At 38.9% G+C, this 18346-nt stretch carries 6 protein-coding genes; all 6 read right to left on the reverse strand.

The genetic code is table 11. The features are described 5' to 3' along the window. Positions 1-13: 13 nt before the first annotated feature. A complete protein-coding gene (secA2, locus tag HT586_RS11240; RefSeq protein ID WP_203545823.1) occupies positions 14-2413 on the reverse strand; it encodes an accessory Sec system translocase SecA2 in 2400 nt (799 codons plus the stop codon). Beyond that, on the reverse strand, positions 2400-2888 hold the full coding sequence (gene asp3, locus HT586_RS11245; RefSeq protein WP_111746894.1) for an accessory Sec system protein Asp3: 489 nt from the start codon (positions 2886-2888) through the stop codon (positions 2400-2402). The genes secA2 and asp3 overlap by 14 nt, the downstream gene beginning before the upstream one ends. Further along, entirely contained in the window at positions 2888-4435 is a 1548-nt protein-coding gene (gene asp2, locus HT586_RS11250) for an accessory Sec system protein Asp2 (protein ID WP_111746896.1), read from the reverse strand. Before asp2 ends, asp3 begins: the two co-directional genes overlap by 1 nt. Then, entirely contained in the window at positions 4419-5936 is a 1518-nt protein-coding gene (gene asp1 / locus HT586_RS11255) for an accessory Sec system protein Asp1 (protein ID WP_111746898.1), read from the reverse strand. The genes asp2 and asp1 overlap by 17 nt, the downstream gene beginning before the upstream one ends. Before the next feature lie 9 nt (positions 5937-5945). Then, positions 5946-7169: an accessory Sec system protein translocase subunit SecY2 gene (gene secY2 / locus HT586_RS11260; protein WP_111746900.1), complete on the reverse strand. Its 1224-nt coding sequence runs from the start codon at positions 7167-7169 to the stop codon at positions 5946-5948. Between the two features lie 87 nt (positions 7170-7256). Beyond that, on the reverse strand, positions 7257-17615 hold the full coding sequence (locus HT586_RS12630; RefSeq protein WP_456238164.1) for an LPXTG cell wall anchor domain-containing protein: 10359 nt from the start codon (positions 17613-17615) through the stop codon (positions 7257-7259). Positions 17616-18346 lie beyond the last annotated feature (731 nt).

Genomic DNA, 18346 nt, shown 5'->3' on the forward strand with positions numbered 1-18346 from the left:
CATCAATACTTTTTTATGGAAAATGAATAACCAGGTTCCCTTTTTTATCATAATCTTTCATGCTCAGACAAAGATTTCTAACCATCCTTCTCTTTGCTTCAGAAGTCATCATAGAATATGATTCCAGCGCCGTTCTATGATATTCAAATATGACATTTCTTCTTCCGAGTTGTCTACTACTAATACTATTTTTAAGTTGTTGTAAATAGTCAACCTGATCTATCCAGCTGCTATCTATTGCTTTCAAAATACATTTTTGTAAAAAGTGGATATAAAAATGTTCATCAGTAAACTGCATTTTATTTTTTTCCAATGTTTGTTCAAAAAGCATCGTTAAATAATCTATTAAAAGTGAAGGTGATTGCTTTACTTCATTAGGTATATCTTCCTCAAATTGAAAACTAATATTTTTATAAATATATTGTTTTATTTCACGATCTGTCAGAGGGTATTCAGTGTAAACATATCGTGTAAATACATCATGTGCCAGTTGTGTGAAGTCAAATCTTTCAAACGACTTAGCTTCAAGTATTTTATTACGTTCTTTATAAATCATTAAACGTTGTACACTGACACTTTGATCAAACTCATTGTTGATTTGGCGATTTAACATTCCATGCTCTTCAGATACAATTTGTGCACGTTCAACTATTTTTTTTATTTTTCGTGCAAGTAATCTACTTTCTTCTACTTGATTCGTATTCATATTTTTTATATATTGATTCTCAATTAATTTATTATTACTCCAGCGCTTAACGATATAATCTTCTAAAGAAATATATATTTGTGAGCTGCCCGGATCACCTTGTCTTCCTGAACGACCTCTTAGCTGTCTATCAATACGGCTGTTTTCCATATGTTCACTAATAATTACAGCTAAGCCTCCTAAAGCTTCTACACCTTTTTCAAGTTTAATATCAGTTCCTCTTCCAGCCATGCTGGTTGCAACTGTTACACTATGAAGATATCCTGCCTCTGAAATCATTTGTGCTTCTTTGGCAACATTTTGAGCAATCAATAAGTTATTGGGTATCTCTAATTCATATAAACATTTCGAAAAATATTCAGCATCATCTGCTGTTCTAGTTATCAATAATATTGGTCTAGAAGTTTGATGGATTTCAACTACCTTTTCTATTATTGCATTGTCTTTATCCTCTTTCGTTATAAATACACGATCATCATAATCGACACGCTGAATTGGTTTGGCTGTCGGAATTTGTATAACTAATTTTCCGTATAATTCAAAAAACTCTTTTTCTCCCAGTTTACTTGTTGCACTCATTCCTGAAAAAGCATTAAATTGTTTAAATAAGTTTTGAAATGTTATCGTAGCCAGTACACTCTTACCCTCAGAGATTTCTACCAGCTCTTTCGCTTCAATTGCTTGATGTAAGCCAGCTTGAAGTTTAGTTCCTTCAAGCAATCGCCCTGATATTCTATCAATTAGAACTATCTCTCCATCAATAATATAGTAATCTTGATTCATATCGAATAAATATTTTGCACGTAATGCTAAATTAATATTTCTTACGAGAGATGATAATCCGGGTTGATAAATACTTTTCACATCAAAGTATTGATTAGCCATTGCTACCCCTTCATCTGTTAGCCATATCTCTTGTTTCTTGGAATTTAAAAAAAAGTGAACATCCTCTTCTAAGGTATCAACAAATGACTTCACAACATTAAACATATTTGATTGTACACGAGGTGCCCCGCTTATAACTAATGGTGTTTGAGCTGCATCTAATATTATTGAATCAACTTCATCAATTATGGCGAAGTTCAAATTTTTCTGAAATTTACCTTCTAATGAATCTGCTAAATTATCAATCAAATAATCAAATCCAATTCGACCATTTGTTGAGTATATAATATCAGCATCATATAATAACTTTTTCTCACCCTTTTTATATTCATAACCTGGTTTATCAACAAACCCTAGAGAAACTGTCAAACCTAACCATTCATATAATGGTTTCATATCTTCATAGTCTCTTCGTGCTAAATAATCGTTTGTCGTAATTAAATAGGCTCCTCTTGAGGTCAAACCATTCAAATACAAAGGTAATGTAGCCGTTAGTGTTTTTCCTTCACCAGTTTGCATTTCAGCAATATTTCCCTGATGGAGTACAATCGCTCCTATGAGCTGTACTTCTTTCGGAAACATTCCTAAAACACGTCTACTTGCCTCTCTAACTGTTGCATAGCTTTCAACGAGCAATTGATCTAAAGTAGCTCCTGTTTTAAGTCTCTTTCTAAACTCATCTGTTTTAGATTTTAATTGCTCATCTGTTAAAACTTTATATTCATCTTCTAGCATAGTAATTTCTTTTAAAATCCTTTTGATACTTTTTATGCGCACCTTATTAATACTTTCATCTATATTAATCAATTTATAACACCTCATTTGACCATCTATTATAAATATCTATGGCATTCGACATATCCATTAATAATTGTTGATGTGTTAAAGTAATACAATCGAATTTTAATTGATTAACCGAGGCACTCATCATCTTTATTTGATAATAATCAGCATTTTCAGGATAAACGAAATCCACTTCTTTATCCTGAACAATCAACGTTTCAATTATTTCATCATTTTTTTTGTAAAATTCAATTACAAAATATATTCCGTTCTCAGGTTTACACTCATATTTAAATTGAACTGTATAGTATTCATTTCTAGATAGTAAAGGTAATGAAGGATGAATTCTATTATTATAGAAACTTGTCTTCATTCTCCATAAATGAATAGTAATACCTGCAGGAATTTGAAAATTTTCAAATTCTACACATCGATTAACAAACTTAAGTTTTGTACCATACAAAAAGGTTATTTTGTCGATATTATTCCAGTAAATATTATATATATTATTCATTATTTACTTCTCCCAAACTTCATTTCTAGCAAAATTCTATAAAAATTAATAAACCAATTATTAATTGTTGGTGAATCATCATTATGTCTCCCAGGTACACCTCTGGATAGAACACGTGCTCTATTTTCACTTAAAACATCTAACAATTCGTTGAAAGCGTATAAGTCATAATCATCATCTTCCATATAACAAATTGCAAAAGTTGTACGACTAATATCATTTTTATTAAAAGTATCCCAAAACTTTTGATTTAATCGTAAAACATGTTCATCTGTATTACCACCCGTTACTTCTAGTAATACATCTAATGATGTGCCAAATTCTTCAGGTCGTAGTAACTTCATATTTTGTCCGATTGTACCAATGTTTACTAAAGGTTTTCCAACAATTACTGCTGCTGGATTAAGCTTAGCACCATAATAAATTGCACCAAATGAGCCCATAGATAGGCCTGATAGTATAAGATCATCATCTTTAAAACCAAGATAAGCTAACTTATCATTTATTACACTCTGTATTCCTTGCTCATAAGCTTCTGATCCAACATAGAAAGAACCCCCTTCTATTCTCGGATCACCTATCAGAAGAAACGGTGCCCCTAGCTTTTGCATCATAAAATAACCTTCAAAACCTTCTGCAGATCGATATCCACTAAAATAAACATTTAAAGGTGGTTTCATATCTCCTGGGTTAAAAATATAGATGAATTCATTGCGTTCATCGTCTTTAAATATTTCACCACCTAGAAGAAACTTCCCGAATTCTAAGCGTGACCATCTTCTATGGATTGCCCCTAAATATAATTCTCCTGTTCCTTTTGCTTTAACACTGTAAGAAATGAAAGCATCTTCAGGCATACTTTCAATAATGATAGGTTCTTTTAAATGATCTTCATTTACAGTAATCGTTTTGATGATATCATCTACAGTACCACTACTATAGATTCTAAATGTTATTTCAATCGACACATTGCCAACCTTTTTATATTCGGGCCAAATTTCCAATGCTTTTTCTTTTTCGTAGTAAAGCAAATCATCTAACATCGCGATTTGCTGATAATGATTACCAAATTCTCCAGATAACTTTAACCATCGATTACCTAAATATTCATGTTGCTCTTTAAAGTTCGGATGAATTTTAATTTGTCCTGGCCCTTTTTTGTCACCATATTGTCCACTGAAGCATAAGGACTTTACTTTTTCGATAAGTTTTTGTCTATTTTCAGCGGAAATTGGACGAATAAAATATTTTTGCAATTCATCATCATGTATAAAAGATGCGCCATAATACTCCATACTTATATAAGTATTAAATGGTTCAATGATTTTCATTAATAATCTTTTTAACTTTTCCTTATACTCATATTCTACAAATACAAAATTGTACGCTTTTTGTTGTTCAATGAAAGTAAGTACTTCTTCAAAATCAATGGATTCGTTCTCAAAAACTCTACTATCAAGAAAGTCAATCGATATATCTTTTCTATTTATAAATTCATTCTCAATGGATAATTTACCGATATGAAGGATTCTAAATTTCCTCGCCATATGAGCCTCCTTCCAAAAAATAATCAATTGTTTTTATGATATTTAAAGAAGAATATTTCTCAATCAGTTTATATGAATAACTTAACGAAGCATTCCATTGCTTCAAACTTTGTAAATAATCCAAGATGGCATTTGGAAGTTGATTAATATCATTAATAATAAGACCATTCATTCCATCAGCAACATACTCATTTTTAACTTTATTGATTTGAGGGATACCTGAACTGATACTAGCAATCTGAATATATAAATCAGGTTCACTACTTAAATCAACAATAATACGTATTTTAGAAATCAATTTCAATAAATCAACTTCATAAGGAATATATTCAAACTTTATTACTTCTAAGTCTTCTATTGCTTCTTCCAACAAATCTTCTAAATCTTCTTTTTCCAGAAATTTATCATTCACATCACTTACAATCTGTCTTAGTTCCTCTGTTCTACTATGTGAACCTTTTCTGGTTAATAAACTCAACTTGTATTTACCACTTTCCAGCAATATCGGCTGAAGCACCTGAATAATTTTAATAAGTTCTTTATCAGAAATACCATCTATAAAGATACCAATATAATCCAAATAAAGTTGATTACTGATTGATGGCAAGACTTCTGTATCAAACGGAGTAATCCTTAATATATTGGATTGATTTATCTTCGCCAATAATTTATTTTCATTACTTTTAGTATCCACAATAAATTTTGTGTCATGTAATCCTTCAATTAAAAATTCAGCACTGTTTCTTTCTTTGAAAATTGAATATACAATATTTTCATTTGATATAACTGATTCAATTAAATGATTGTGACATTTATTAAATGCAACAATGACAGAATCAACTTGGAAATTCTCAAGATAAGTAGTAAGTTGTTCCTGTATAAGAAATTCGATATTTGTATAATATTTAGATTTAAATTTTTCAAAGTCTTTCCTTACATATACTTCACCGGTCACTAGATTTTCTTCAAGTAAAATATCTCCATCATAGTTCAGATAAAATAATTGCTGTTCTCGTCCATCAACGTATTTAATGATAGACGATAGAAAGCCACGATTGTCAAAAATCCATTTCGATACTTTAACATTATCTATAAATTTCTCCATCCATACCAAATATCCATCTTCATTATAATAAATATTTGTTACTTCATTGTCATTTACAGCTTTAATAATAAATAAAGTATAGATAAATTCTGTACCTTCCGGCCAGTTAAAGTCTCTATAATCCAAAGGTCGAGGTGTGCTCTTCGGAAAACCTTGAATAAAATCAAAAATTGAAAAATATTCACATTCATATAGATGATTACGATGTAAGAATAGCTGAAAGCTCGAATGATATGCTAATTGTATCAAGTGAAAAGGTTGACTATTTTTTTTATGCATATTCATTAAACTTATCATATCATCGAAATCACTCCGATTTTCTTTTTCATAAAATGGCACATTTTTATCGCGCCACCATTGATTCTCTTGATACCATGCCGGTATAAAAAATTTCATATTAACACCCTACCAATATTTATTCATATAACTTTTATAGCGATTGAAATACATGTAATTTCTTATTACATCCATAATATTAATCGAAACATATATCAACATTAAAATTTGAATGGATAAATATATTTCTTTAGATAATTCAGGAACCAATAAAGTAAAGTAGAAAGGTAGTCCAATAATAACCGATATCATAAATGCACTAAATAAGCTAATTCTTTTTGCCTTCTTAGATAAAAATTGGGATGTTTCTTTTCCTGGATTTACTCCCACTATATAATTACCTGTTTTTCGAAATTCTTGCGCTTTTTTCTTGGGATTTAACATTAATAAAGATAAAAGATAAGCAAGAATACCAAGTAATAAAACAAAAAAGGTGATACCTAATGGATGCGTTAAATCCATATATTTTATACTTTCTAATTTATGTTTCGTGAACATGACAATAAACATTTCAATAATTGATTTGATAATGATAAATATAGACATACTCAACATTATTGCTAAACTTCCTCCTGGATTCAATTTCCATGCTAAAAAGTTTTTTTGTATTTTTGAAACATTTAAAATATCTATATAATTTATCCTATACTCTGCACGTTCAATAATAATCAGTAAAATAGCACATAATAAAAGAAGTAAAATAATAATAAACCAAATAAATATTTTTAAATGTATTACCACTGTATGATCACCATAAGCAATAGACTTTATAATACTCATAACAACAATCGGCATTGGACCTGCAATACCGTACATAAAATTTTGATCTGCCAACCAAATTAAAAGCATGCTACCAGCTATAACTACAAGTAATCCAAGAGCCATAATTTCTGCTTTATCCTCACCATTTTTTACATACATACTTAGCAGATGGTAACCTTGAACAATCGAAAGAGCTAATATAAGCAGTTTCTCTTTAATTTGTCTTTCTTTTTTCGTTTGCATAAATACAGCATCAGAATTTCTAAAAGCTAATAAATTAATAATCAGCATGGATGTTAAATATGGTCCAAGACCAAGAGAGAAAAGTGAAACCCTCGAATAATCGCCCCCCATTGCTGCGACACCTATAGTGGTAAACACATCTTTTTTACTATCAATATTTGCAGTAGATAAAATTTCAATGTTACTGCCGATAATATAAATAATCATAATCATCATAGTAAACAAAATACGTCGATAAAGTTGTCGATGTTCTGTATGACGCAAAAATATATTAATTAAGTTTTTCACGCTTAAACCTCTTCATATTTCATTTTTTTATTATTATAGTACAGGCACAAACATACATTATGTTTGTGCCTGTAACTATATATTTAGTTATTTGCTTTCTTCTGGATTTTCATCCTCGTTTTTTTTCTTTCTTCTTAACAAACCTAGACCTGCAAGGAATGCTGCGAAAGCCGGGATTAAAGTTTTATTTGATTCACCTGTGTCAGGTAATGATTCCATAGTCACATTATTATTATGAGTTGCTGAATCATTTTCGTTATTGAACGGTAAAACTTCTTCATCTTCATTAGAGAAGGTTGGAGGTACTGATGTGCTTGTTGAGTCAGATACAGACGTTGATGTACTTGCTGAATCAGATACTGACGTACTTGCTGAATCAGACACTGATGTTGACGCGCTTTCTGAGTCAGATACTGATGTTGATGTGCTTGCTGAATCAGATACTGATGTACTTAATGAAGTACTATCTGAGATCGATGTTGACGTGCTTGTTGAATCAGATACTGATGTCGACGCGCTCGCTGAGTCAGATACTGATGTTGATGTACTTGTTGAGTCAGATACTGATGTACTTAATGAAGTACTATCTGAGATCGATGTTGACGCGCTTGCTGAATCAGACACTGATGTACTTGTTGAGTCAGACACTGATGTACTTGTTGAGTCAGACACTGATGTTGATGTACTTGTTGAGTCAGATACTGATGTACTTGCTGAGTCAGACGTTGATGTACTTGCTGAATCAGATACTGATGTACTTGCTGAGTCAGATACTGATGTTGACGCGCTTTCTGAGTCAGATACTGATGTACTTAATGAATCAGATACTGATGTCGACGCGCTCGTTGAGTCAGATACTGATGTACTTAATGAAGTACTATCTGAGATCGATGTTGATGTGCTTGTTGAATCAGATACTGATGTTGACGCGCTTTCTGAGTCAGATACTGATGTACTTGCTGAGTCAGATACTGATGTACTTGTTGAGTCAGATACTGATGTCGACGCGCTCGCCGAGTCAGACACTGACGTACTTGCTGAATCAGACACTGATGTACTTGTTGAGTCAGACACTGATGTTGATGTACTTGCTGAATCAGATACTGATGTACTTAATGAAGTACTATCTGAGATCGATGTTGATGTGCTTGTTGAATCAGATACTGATGTTGACGCGCTTGCTGAATCAGACACTGATGTTGATGTACTTGTTGAGTCAGATACTGATGTACTTGCTGAGTCAGACGTTGATGTACTTGCTGAATCAGATACTGATGTACTTGCTGAATCAGATACTGATGTACTTGCTGAGTCAGATACTGATGTTGATGTACTTGTTGAGTCAGATACTGATGTACTTAATGAAGTACTATCTGAGATCGATGTTGATGTGCTTGTTGAATCAGACACTGATGTACTTGTTGAGTCAGACACTGATGTGCTTGTTGAGTCAGATACAGACGTTGATGTACTTGCTGAATCAGATACTGACGTACTTGCTGAATCAGACACTGATGTTGACGCGCTTTCTGAGTCAGATACTGATGTTGATGTGCTTGCTGAATCAGATACTGATGTACTTAATGAAGCACTATCTGAGATCGATGTTGACGTGCTTGTTGAATCAGATACTGATGTCGACGCGCTCGCTGAGTCAGATACTGATGTTGATGTACTTGTTGAGTCAGATACTGATGTACTTAATGAAGTACTATCTGAGATCGATGTTGACGCGCTTGCTGAATCAGACACTGATGTACTTGTTGAGTCAGACACTGATGTACTTGTTGAGTCAGACACTGATGTTGATGTGCTTGTTGAATCAGATACTGATGTTGACGCGCTTTCTGAGTCAGATACTGATGTTGACGCGCTCGCTGAGTCAGATACTGATGTCGACGCGCTTTCTGAGTCAGATACTGACGTTGATGTACTTGCTGAATCAGACACTGATGTTGACGCGCTTGCTGAATCAGACACTGATGTACTTGTTGAGTCAGATACTGATGTACTTGCTGAGTCAGACGTTGATGTACTTGCTGAATCAGATACTGATGTACTTGCTGAATCAGATACTGATGTACTTAATGAAGTACTATCTGAGATCGATGTTGATGTGCTTGTTGAATCAGATACTGATGTTGACGCGCTTTCTGAGTCAGATACTGATGTTGACGCGCTTTCTGAGTCAGATACTGATGTTGACGCGCTTGCTGAATCAGACACTGATGTACTTGCTGAATCAGACACTGATGTTGACGCGCTTGCTGAGTCAGATACTGATGTCGACGCGCTCGCTGAGTCAGACACTGACGTACTTGCTGAATCAGACACTGATGTTGACGCGCTTGCTGAGTCAGATACTGATGTTGATGTACTTGCTGAATCAGATACTGACGTTGATGTACTTGTTGAATCAGACACTGATGTTGACGCGCTTTCTGAGTCAGATACTGACGTTGATGTACTTGCTGAATCAGATACTGATGTTGATGTACTTGTTGAGTCAGATACTGATGTACTTAATGAAGTACTATCTGAGATCGATGTTGACGCGCTCGCTGAATCAGACACTGATGTACTTGTTGAGTCAGACACTGATGTTGATGTACTTGTTGAATCAGATACTGATGTTGACGCGCTTTCTGAGTCAGATACTGATGTACTTGTTGAGTCAGATACTGATGTCGACGCGCTCGCCGAGTCAGACACTGACGTACTTGCTGAATCAGACACTGATGTTGACGCGCTCGCTGAGTCAGACACTGATGTTGATGTACTTGCTGAATCAGACACTGATGTCGACGCGCTTGCTGAGTCAGATACTGATGTCGACGCGCTCGTTGAGTCAGATACTGATGTCGACGCGCTCGTTGAGTCAGATACTGATGTACTTAATGAAGTACTATCTGAGATCGATGTTGATGTGCTTGTTGAGTCAGATACAGACGTTGATGTACTTGCTGAATCAGATACTGACGTACTTGCTGAATCAGACACTGATGTTGACGCGCTTTCTGAGTCAGATACTGATGTTGATGTGCTTGCTGAATCAGATACTGATGTACTTAATGAAGCACTATCTGAGATCGATGTTGACGTGCTTGTTGAATCAGATACTGATGTCGACGCGCTCGCTGAGTCAGATACTGATGTTGATGTACTTGTTGAGTCAGATACTGATGTACTTAATGAAGTACTATCTGAGATCGATGTTGACGCGCTTGCTGAATCAGACACTGATGTACTTGTTGAGTCAGACACTGATGTTGATGTACTTGTTGAGTCAGATACTGATGTACTTGCTGAGTCAGACGTTGATGTACTTGCTGAATCAGATACTGATGTACTTGCTGAGTCAGATACTGATGTTGATGTACTTGTTGAGTCAGATACTGATGTCGACGCGCTCGCCGAGTCAGACACTGACGTACTTGCTGAATCAGACACTGATGTTGACGCGCTCGCTGAGTCAGACACTGACGTACTTGCTGAATCAGACACTGATGTACTTGTTGAGTCAGACACTGATGTTGACGCGCTCGCTGAGTCAGACACTGATGTTGATGTACTTGCTGAATCAGACACTGATGTCGACGCGCTCGCTGAGTCAGATACAGACGTTGATGTACTTGCTGAATCAGACACTGATGTTGACGCGCTTGCTGAGTCAGATACTGATGTCGACGCGCTCGTTGAGTCAGATACTGATGTTGACGCGCTTTCTGAGTCAGATACTGATGTACTTAATGAATCAGATACTGATGTCGACGCGCTCGTTGAGTCAGATACTGATGTACTTAATGAAGTACTATCTGAGATCGATGTTGATGTGCTTGTTGAATCAGATACTGATGTTGACGCGCTCGCTGAGTCAGATACTGATGTCGACGCGCTTTCTGAGTCAGATACTGACGTTGATGTACTTGCTGAATCAGACACTGATGTTGACGCGCTTGCTGAATCAGACACTGATGTACTTGTTGAGTCAGATACTGATGTACTTGCTGAGTCAGACGTTGATGTACTTGCTGAATCAGATACTGATGTACTTGCTGAATCAGACACTGATGTACTTGCTGAATCAGACACTGATGTTGACGCGCTTGCTGAGTCAGATACTGATGTCGACGCGCTCGCCGAGTCAGACACTGACGTACTTGCTGAATCAGACACTGATGTTGACGCGCTCGCTGAGTCAGACACTGACGTACTTGCTGAATCAGACACTGATGTTGACGCGCTCGCTGAGTCAGACACTGATGTTGATGTACTTGCTGAATCAGACACTGATGTCGACGCGCTCGCTGAGTCAGATACAGACGTTGATGTACTTGCTGAATCAGACACTGATGTTGACGCGCTTGCTGAGTCAGATACTGATGTCGACGCGCTCGCCGAGTCAGACACTGACGCGCTCGCTGAATCAGACACTGATGTTGACGCGCTTGCTGAGTCAGATACTGATGTTGATGTACTTGCTGAATCAGATACTGACGTTGATGTACTTGTTGAATCAGACACTGATGTTGACGCGCTTTCTGAGTCAGATACTGACGTTGATGTACTTGCTGAATCAGATACTGATGTTGATGTACTTGTTGAGTCAGATACTGATGTACTTAATGAAGTACTATCTGAGATCGATGTTGACGCGCTCGCTGAATCAGACACTGATGTACTTGTTGAGTCAGACACTGATGTTGATGTACTTGTTGAATCAGATACTGATGTTGACGCGCTTTCTGAGTCAGATACTGATGTACTTGTTGAGTCAGATACTGATGTCGACGCGCTCGCCGAGTCAGACACTGACGTACTTGCTGAATCAGACACTGATGTTGACGCGCTCGCTGAGTCAGACACTGATGTTGATGTACTTGCTGAATCAGACACTGATGTCGACGCGCTTGCTGAGTCAGATACTGATGTCGACGCGCTCGTTGAGTCAGATACTGATGTCGACGCGCTCGTTGAGTCAGATACTGATGTACTTAATGAAGTACTATCTGAGATCGATGTTGATGTGCTTGTTGAATCAGATACTGATGTTGACGCGCTTTCTGAGTCAGATACTGATGTACTTGCTGAGTCAGACACTGATGTTGACGCGCTCGCTGAGTCAGATACTGATGTCGACGCGCTTTCTGAGTCAGATACTGACGTTGATGTACTTGCTGAATCAGACACTGATGTTGACGCGCTTGCTGAGTCAGATACTGATGTCGACGCGCTCGCCGAGTCAGACACTGACGTACTTGCTGAATCAGACACTGACGTACTTGCTGAATCAGACACTGATGTTGACGCGCTCGCTGAGTCAGACACTGACGTACTTGCTGAATCAGACACTGATGTTGACGCGCTCGCTGAGTCAGACACTGATGTTGATGTACTTGCTGAATCAGACACTGATGTCGACGCGCTCGCTGAGTCAGATACAGACGTTGATGTACTTGCTGAATCAGACACTGATGTTGACGCGCTTGCTGAGTCAGATACTGATGTCGACGCGCTCGCCGAGTCAGACACTGACGTACTTGCTGAATCAGACACTGACGTACTTGCTGAATCAGACACTGATGTTGACGCGCTCGCTGAGTCAGACACTGACGTACTTGCTGAATCAGACACTGATGTTGACGCGCTCGCTGAGTCAGACACTGATGTTGATGTACTTGCTGAATCAGACACTGATGTCGACGCGCTCGCTGAGTCAGATACAGACGTTGATGTACTTGCTGAATCAGACACTGATGTTGACGCGCTTGCTGAGTCAGATACTGATGTCGACGCGCTCGCCGAGTCAGACACTGACGTACTTGCTGAATCAGACACTGATGTTGACGCGCTCGCTGAGTCAGACACTGACGTACTTGCTGAATCAGACACTGATGTACTTGTTGAGTCAGACACTGATGTTGACGCGCTCGCTGAGTCAGACACTGATGTTGATGTACTTGCTGAATCAGATACTGATGTTGATGTACTTGTTGAGTCAGATACTGATGTACTTAATGAAGTACTATCTGAGATCGATGTTGACGCGCTCGCTGAATCAGACACTGATGTACTTGTTGAGTCAGACACTGATGTTGATGTACTTGCTGAATCAGACACTGATGTTGACGCGCTTGCTGAGTCAGATACTGACGTTGATGTACTCGCTGAATCAGACACTGATGTACTTGTTGAATCAGATACTGATGTTGACGCGCTTTCTGAGTCAGATACTGATGTACTTGTTGAGTCAGATACTGATGTCGACGCGCTCGCCGAGTCAGACACTGACGTACTTGCTGAATCAGACACTGATGTTGACGCGCTCGCTGAGTCAGACACTGATGTTGATGTACTTGCTGAATCAGACACTGATGTCGACGCGCTTGCTGAGTCAGATACTGATGTCGACGCGCTCGTTGAGTCAGATACTGATGTCGACGCGCTCGTTGAGTCAGATACTGATGTACTTAATGAAGTACTATCTGAGATCGATGTTGATGTGCTTGTTGAGTCAGATACAGACGTTGATGTACTTGCTGAATCAGATACTGACGTACTTGCTGAATCAGACACTGATGTTGACGCGCTTGCTGAGTCAGATACTGATGTACTTGTTGAGTCAGATACTGATGTCGACGCGCTCGCCGAGTCAGACACTGACGTACTTGCTGAATCAGATACTGATGTACTTAATGAAGTACTATCTGAGATCGATGTTGACGCGCTCTCTGAATCAGATACTGACGTTGATGTACTTGCTGAATCAGATACTGATGTTGATGTACTCGCTGAATCAGATACTGATGTACTTGCTGAGTCAGATACTGATGTTGATGTACTTGTTGAGTCAGATACAGACGTTGATGTACTTGCTGAATCAGATACTGATGTACTTAATGAAGTACTATCTGAGATCGATGTTGATGTGCTTGTTGAATCAGATACTGATGTTGACGCGCTTTCTGAGTCAGATACTGATGTACTTGCTGAGTCAGATACTGATGTACTTGTTGAGTCAGATACTGATGTCGACGCGCTCGCCGAGTCAGACACTGACGTACTTGCTGAATCAGACACTGATGTACTTGTTGAGTCAGACACTGATGTTGATGTACTTGCTGAATCAGATACTGATGTACTTAATGAAGTACTATCTGAGATCGATGTTGATGTGCTTGTTGAATCAGATACTGATGTTGACGCGCTTGCTGAATCAGACACTGATGTTGATGTACTTGTTGAGTCAGATACTGATGTACTTGCTGAGTCAGACGTTGATGTACTTGCTGAATCAGATACTGATGTACTTGCTGAATCAGATACTGATGTACTTGCTGAGTCAGATACTGATGTTGATGTACTTGTTGAGTCAGATACTGATGTACTTAATGAAGTACTATCTGAGATCGATGTTGATGTGCTTGTTGAATCAGACACTGATGTACTTGTTGAGTCAGACACTGATGTGCTTGTTGAGTCAGATACAGACGTTGATGTACTTGCTGAATCAGATACTGACGTACTTGCTGAATCAGACACTGATGTTGACGCGCTTTCTGAGTCAGATACTGATGTTGATGTGCTTGCTGAATCAGATACTGATGTACTTAATGAAGCACTATCTGAGATCGATGTTGACGTGCTTGTTGAATCAGATACTGATGTCGACGCGCTCGCTGAGTCAGATACTGATGTTGATGTACTTGTTGAGTCAGATACTGATGTACTTAATGAAGTACTATCTGAGATCGATGTTGACGCGCTTGCTGAATCAGACACTGATGTACTTGTTGAGTCAGACACTGATGTACTTGTTGAGTCAGACACTGATGTTGATGTGCTTGTTGAATCAGATACTGATGTTGACGCGCTTTCTGAGTCAGATACTGATGTTGACGCGCTCGCTGAGTCAGATACTGATGTCGACGCGCTTTCTGAGTCAGATACTGACGTTGATGTACTTGCTGAATCAGACACTGATGTTGACGCGCTTGCTGAATCAGACACTGATGTACTTGTTGAGTCAGATACTGATGTACTTGCTGAGTCAGACGTTGATGTACTTGCTGAATCAGATACTGATGTACTTGCTGAATCAGATACTGATGTACTTAATGAAGTACTATCTGAGATCGATGTTGATGTGCTTGCTGAATCAGACACTGATGTACTTGCTGAATCAGACACTGATGTTGACGCGCTTGCTGAGTCAGATACTGATGTCGACGCGCTCGCTGAGTCAGACACTGACGTACTTGCTGAATCAGACACTGATGTTGACGCGCTTGCTGAGTCAGATACTGATGTTGATGTACTTGCTGAATCAGATACTGACGTTGATGTACTTGTTGAATCAGACACTGATGTTGACGCGCTTTCTGAGTCAGATACTGACGTTGATGTACTTGCTGAATCAGACACTGATGTTGACGCGCTTTCTGAGTCAGATACTGATGTTGATGTGCTTGCTGAATCAGATACTGATGTACTTAATGAAGCACTATCTGAGATCGATGTTGACGTGCTTGTTGAATCAGATACTGATGTCGACGCGCTCGCTGAGTCAGATACTGATGTTGATGTACTTGTTGAGTCAGATACTGATGTACTTAATGAAGTACTATCTGAGATCGATGTTGACGCGCTTGCTGAATCAGACACTGATGTACTTGTTGAGTCAGACACTGATGTTGATGTACTTGTTGAGTCAGATACTGATGTACTTGCTGAGTCAGACGTTGATGTACTTGCTGAATCAGATACTGATGTACTTGCTGAGTCAGATACTGATGTTGATGTACTTGTTGAGTCAGATACTGATGTCGACGCGCTCGCCGAGTCAGACACTGACGTACTTGCTGAATCAGACACTGATGTTGACGCGCTCGCTGAGTCAGACACTGACGTACTTGCTGAATCAGACACTGATGTACTTGTTGAGTCAGACACTGATGTTGACGCGCTCGCTGAGTCAGACACTGATGTTGATGTACTTGCTGAATCAGACACTGATGTCGACGCGCTCGCTGAGTCAGATACAGACGTTGATGTACTTGCTGAATCAGATACTGACGTACTTGCTGAATCAGACACTGATGTTGACGCGCTTTCTGAGTCAGATACTGATGTTGATGTGCTTGCTGAATCAGATACTGATGTACTTAATGAAGCACTATCTGAGATCGATGTTGACGTGCTTGTTGAATCAGATACTGATGTCGACGCGCTCGCTGAGTCAGATACTGATGTTGATGTACTTGTTGAGTCAGATACTGATGTACTTAATGAAGTACTATCTGAGATCGATGTTGACGCGCTTGCTGAATCAGACACTGATGTACTTGTTGAGTCAGACACTGATGTTGATGTACTTGTTGAGTCAGATACTGATGTACTTGCTGAGTCAGACGTTGATGTACTTGCTGAATCAGATACTGATGTACTTGCTGAGTCAGATACTGATGTTGATGTACTTGTTGAGTCAGATACTGATGTCGACGCGCTCGCCGAGTCAGACACTGACGTACTTGCTGAATCAGACACTGATGTTGACGCGCTCGCTGAGTCAGACACTGACGTACTTGCTGAATCAGACACTGATGTACTTGTTGAGTCAGACACTGATGTTGACGCGCTCGCTGAGTCAGACACTGATGTTGATGTACTTGCTGAATCAGACACTGATGTCGACGCGCTCGCTGAGTCAGATACAGACGTTGATGTACTTGCTGAATCAGACACTGATGTTGACGCGCTTGCTGAGTCAGATACTGATGTCGACGCGCTCGTTGAGTCAGATACTGATGTTGACGCGCTTTCTGAGTCAGATACTGATGTACTTAATGAATCAGATACTGATGTCGACGCGCTCGTTGAGTCAGATACTGATGTACTTAATGAAGTACTATCTGAGATCGATGTTGATGTGCTTGTTGAATCAGATACTGATGTTGACGCGCTCGCTGAGTCAGATACTGATGTCGACGCGCTTTCTGAGTCAGATACTGACGTTGATGTACTTGCTGAATCAGACACTGATGTTGACGCGCTTGCTGAATCAGACACTGATGTACTTGTTGAGTCAGATACTGATGTACTTGCTGAGTCAGACGTTGATGTACTTGCTGAATCAGATACTGATGTACTTGCTGAATCAGACACTGATGTACTTGCTGAATCAGACACTGATGTTGACGCGCTTGCTGAGTCAGATACTGATGTCGACGCGCTCGCCGAGTCAGACACTGACGTACTTGCTGAATCAGACACTGATGTTGACGCGCTCGCTGAGTCAGACACTGACGTACTTGCTGAATCAGACACTGATGTTGACGCGCTCGCTGAGTCAGACACTGATGTTGATGTACTTGCTGAATCAGACACTGATGTCGACGCGCTCGCTGAGTCAGATACAGACGTTGATGTACTTGCTGAATCAGACACTGATGTTGACGCGCTTGCTGAGTCAGATACTGATGTCGACGCGCTCGTTGAGTCAGATACTGATGTTGACGCGCTTTCTGAGTCAGATACTGATGTACTTAATGAATCAGATACTGATGTCGACGCGCTCGTTGAGTCAGATACTGATGTACTTAATGAAGTACTATCTGAGATCGATGTTGATGTGCTTGTTGAATCAGATACTGATGTTGACGCGCTCGCTGAGTCAGATACTGATGTCGACGCGCTTTCTGAGTCAGATACTGACGTTGATGTACTTGCTGAATCAGACACTGATGTTGACGCGCTTGCTGAATCAGACACTGATGTACTTGTTGAGTCAGATACTGATGTACTTGCTGAGTCAGACGTTGATGTACTTGCTGAATCAGATACTGATGTACTTGCTGAATCAGACACTGATGTACTTGCTGAATCAGACACTGATGTTGACGCGCTTGCTGAGTCAGATACTGATGTCGACGCGCTCGCCGAGTCAGACACTGACGTACTTGCTGAATCAGACACTGATGTTGACGCGCTCGCTGAGTCAGACACTGACGTACTTGCTGAATCAGACACTGATGTTGACGCGCTCGCTGAGTCAGACACTGATGTTGATGTACTTGCTGAATCAGACACTGATGTCGACGCGCTCGCTGAGTCAGATACAGACGTTGATGTACTTGCTGAATCAGACACTGATGTTGACGCGCTTGCTGAGTCAGATA

Origin of the sequence: Macrococcoides bohemicum (assembly GCF_016865215.1) — a bacterium.
Lineage (GTDB): Bacteria > Bacillota > Bacilli > Staphylococcales > Staphylococcaceae > Macrococcoides > Macrococcoides bohemicum.

Bases quoted from the DNA above. Each gene is read 5' to 3' on its own strand.
- asp1 (WP_111746898.1), bottom strand. From the start codon at position 5,936: ATGAAATTTTTTATACCGGCATGGTATCAAGAGAATCAATGGTGGCGC.
- asp2 (WP_111746896.1), bottom strand. From the start codon at position 4,435: ATGGCGAGGAAATTTAGAATCCTTCATATCGGTAAATTATCCATTGAG.
- secA2 (WP_203545823.1), bottom strand. From the start codon at position 2,413: ATGAGGTGTTATAAATTGATTAATATAGATGAAAGTATTAATAAGGTG.
- asp3 (WP_111746894.1), bottom strand. From the start codon at position 2,888: ATGAATAATATATATAATATTTACTGGAATAATATCGACAAAATAACC.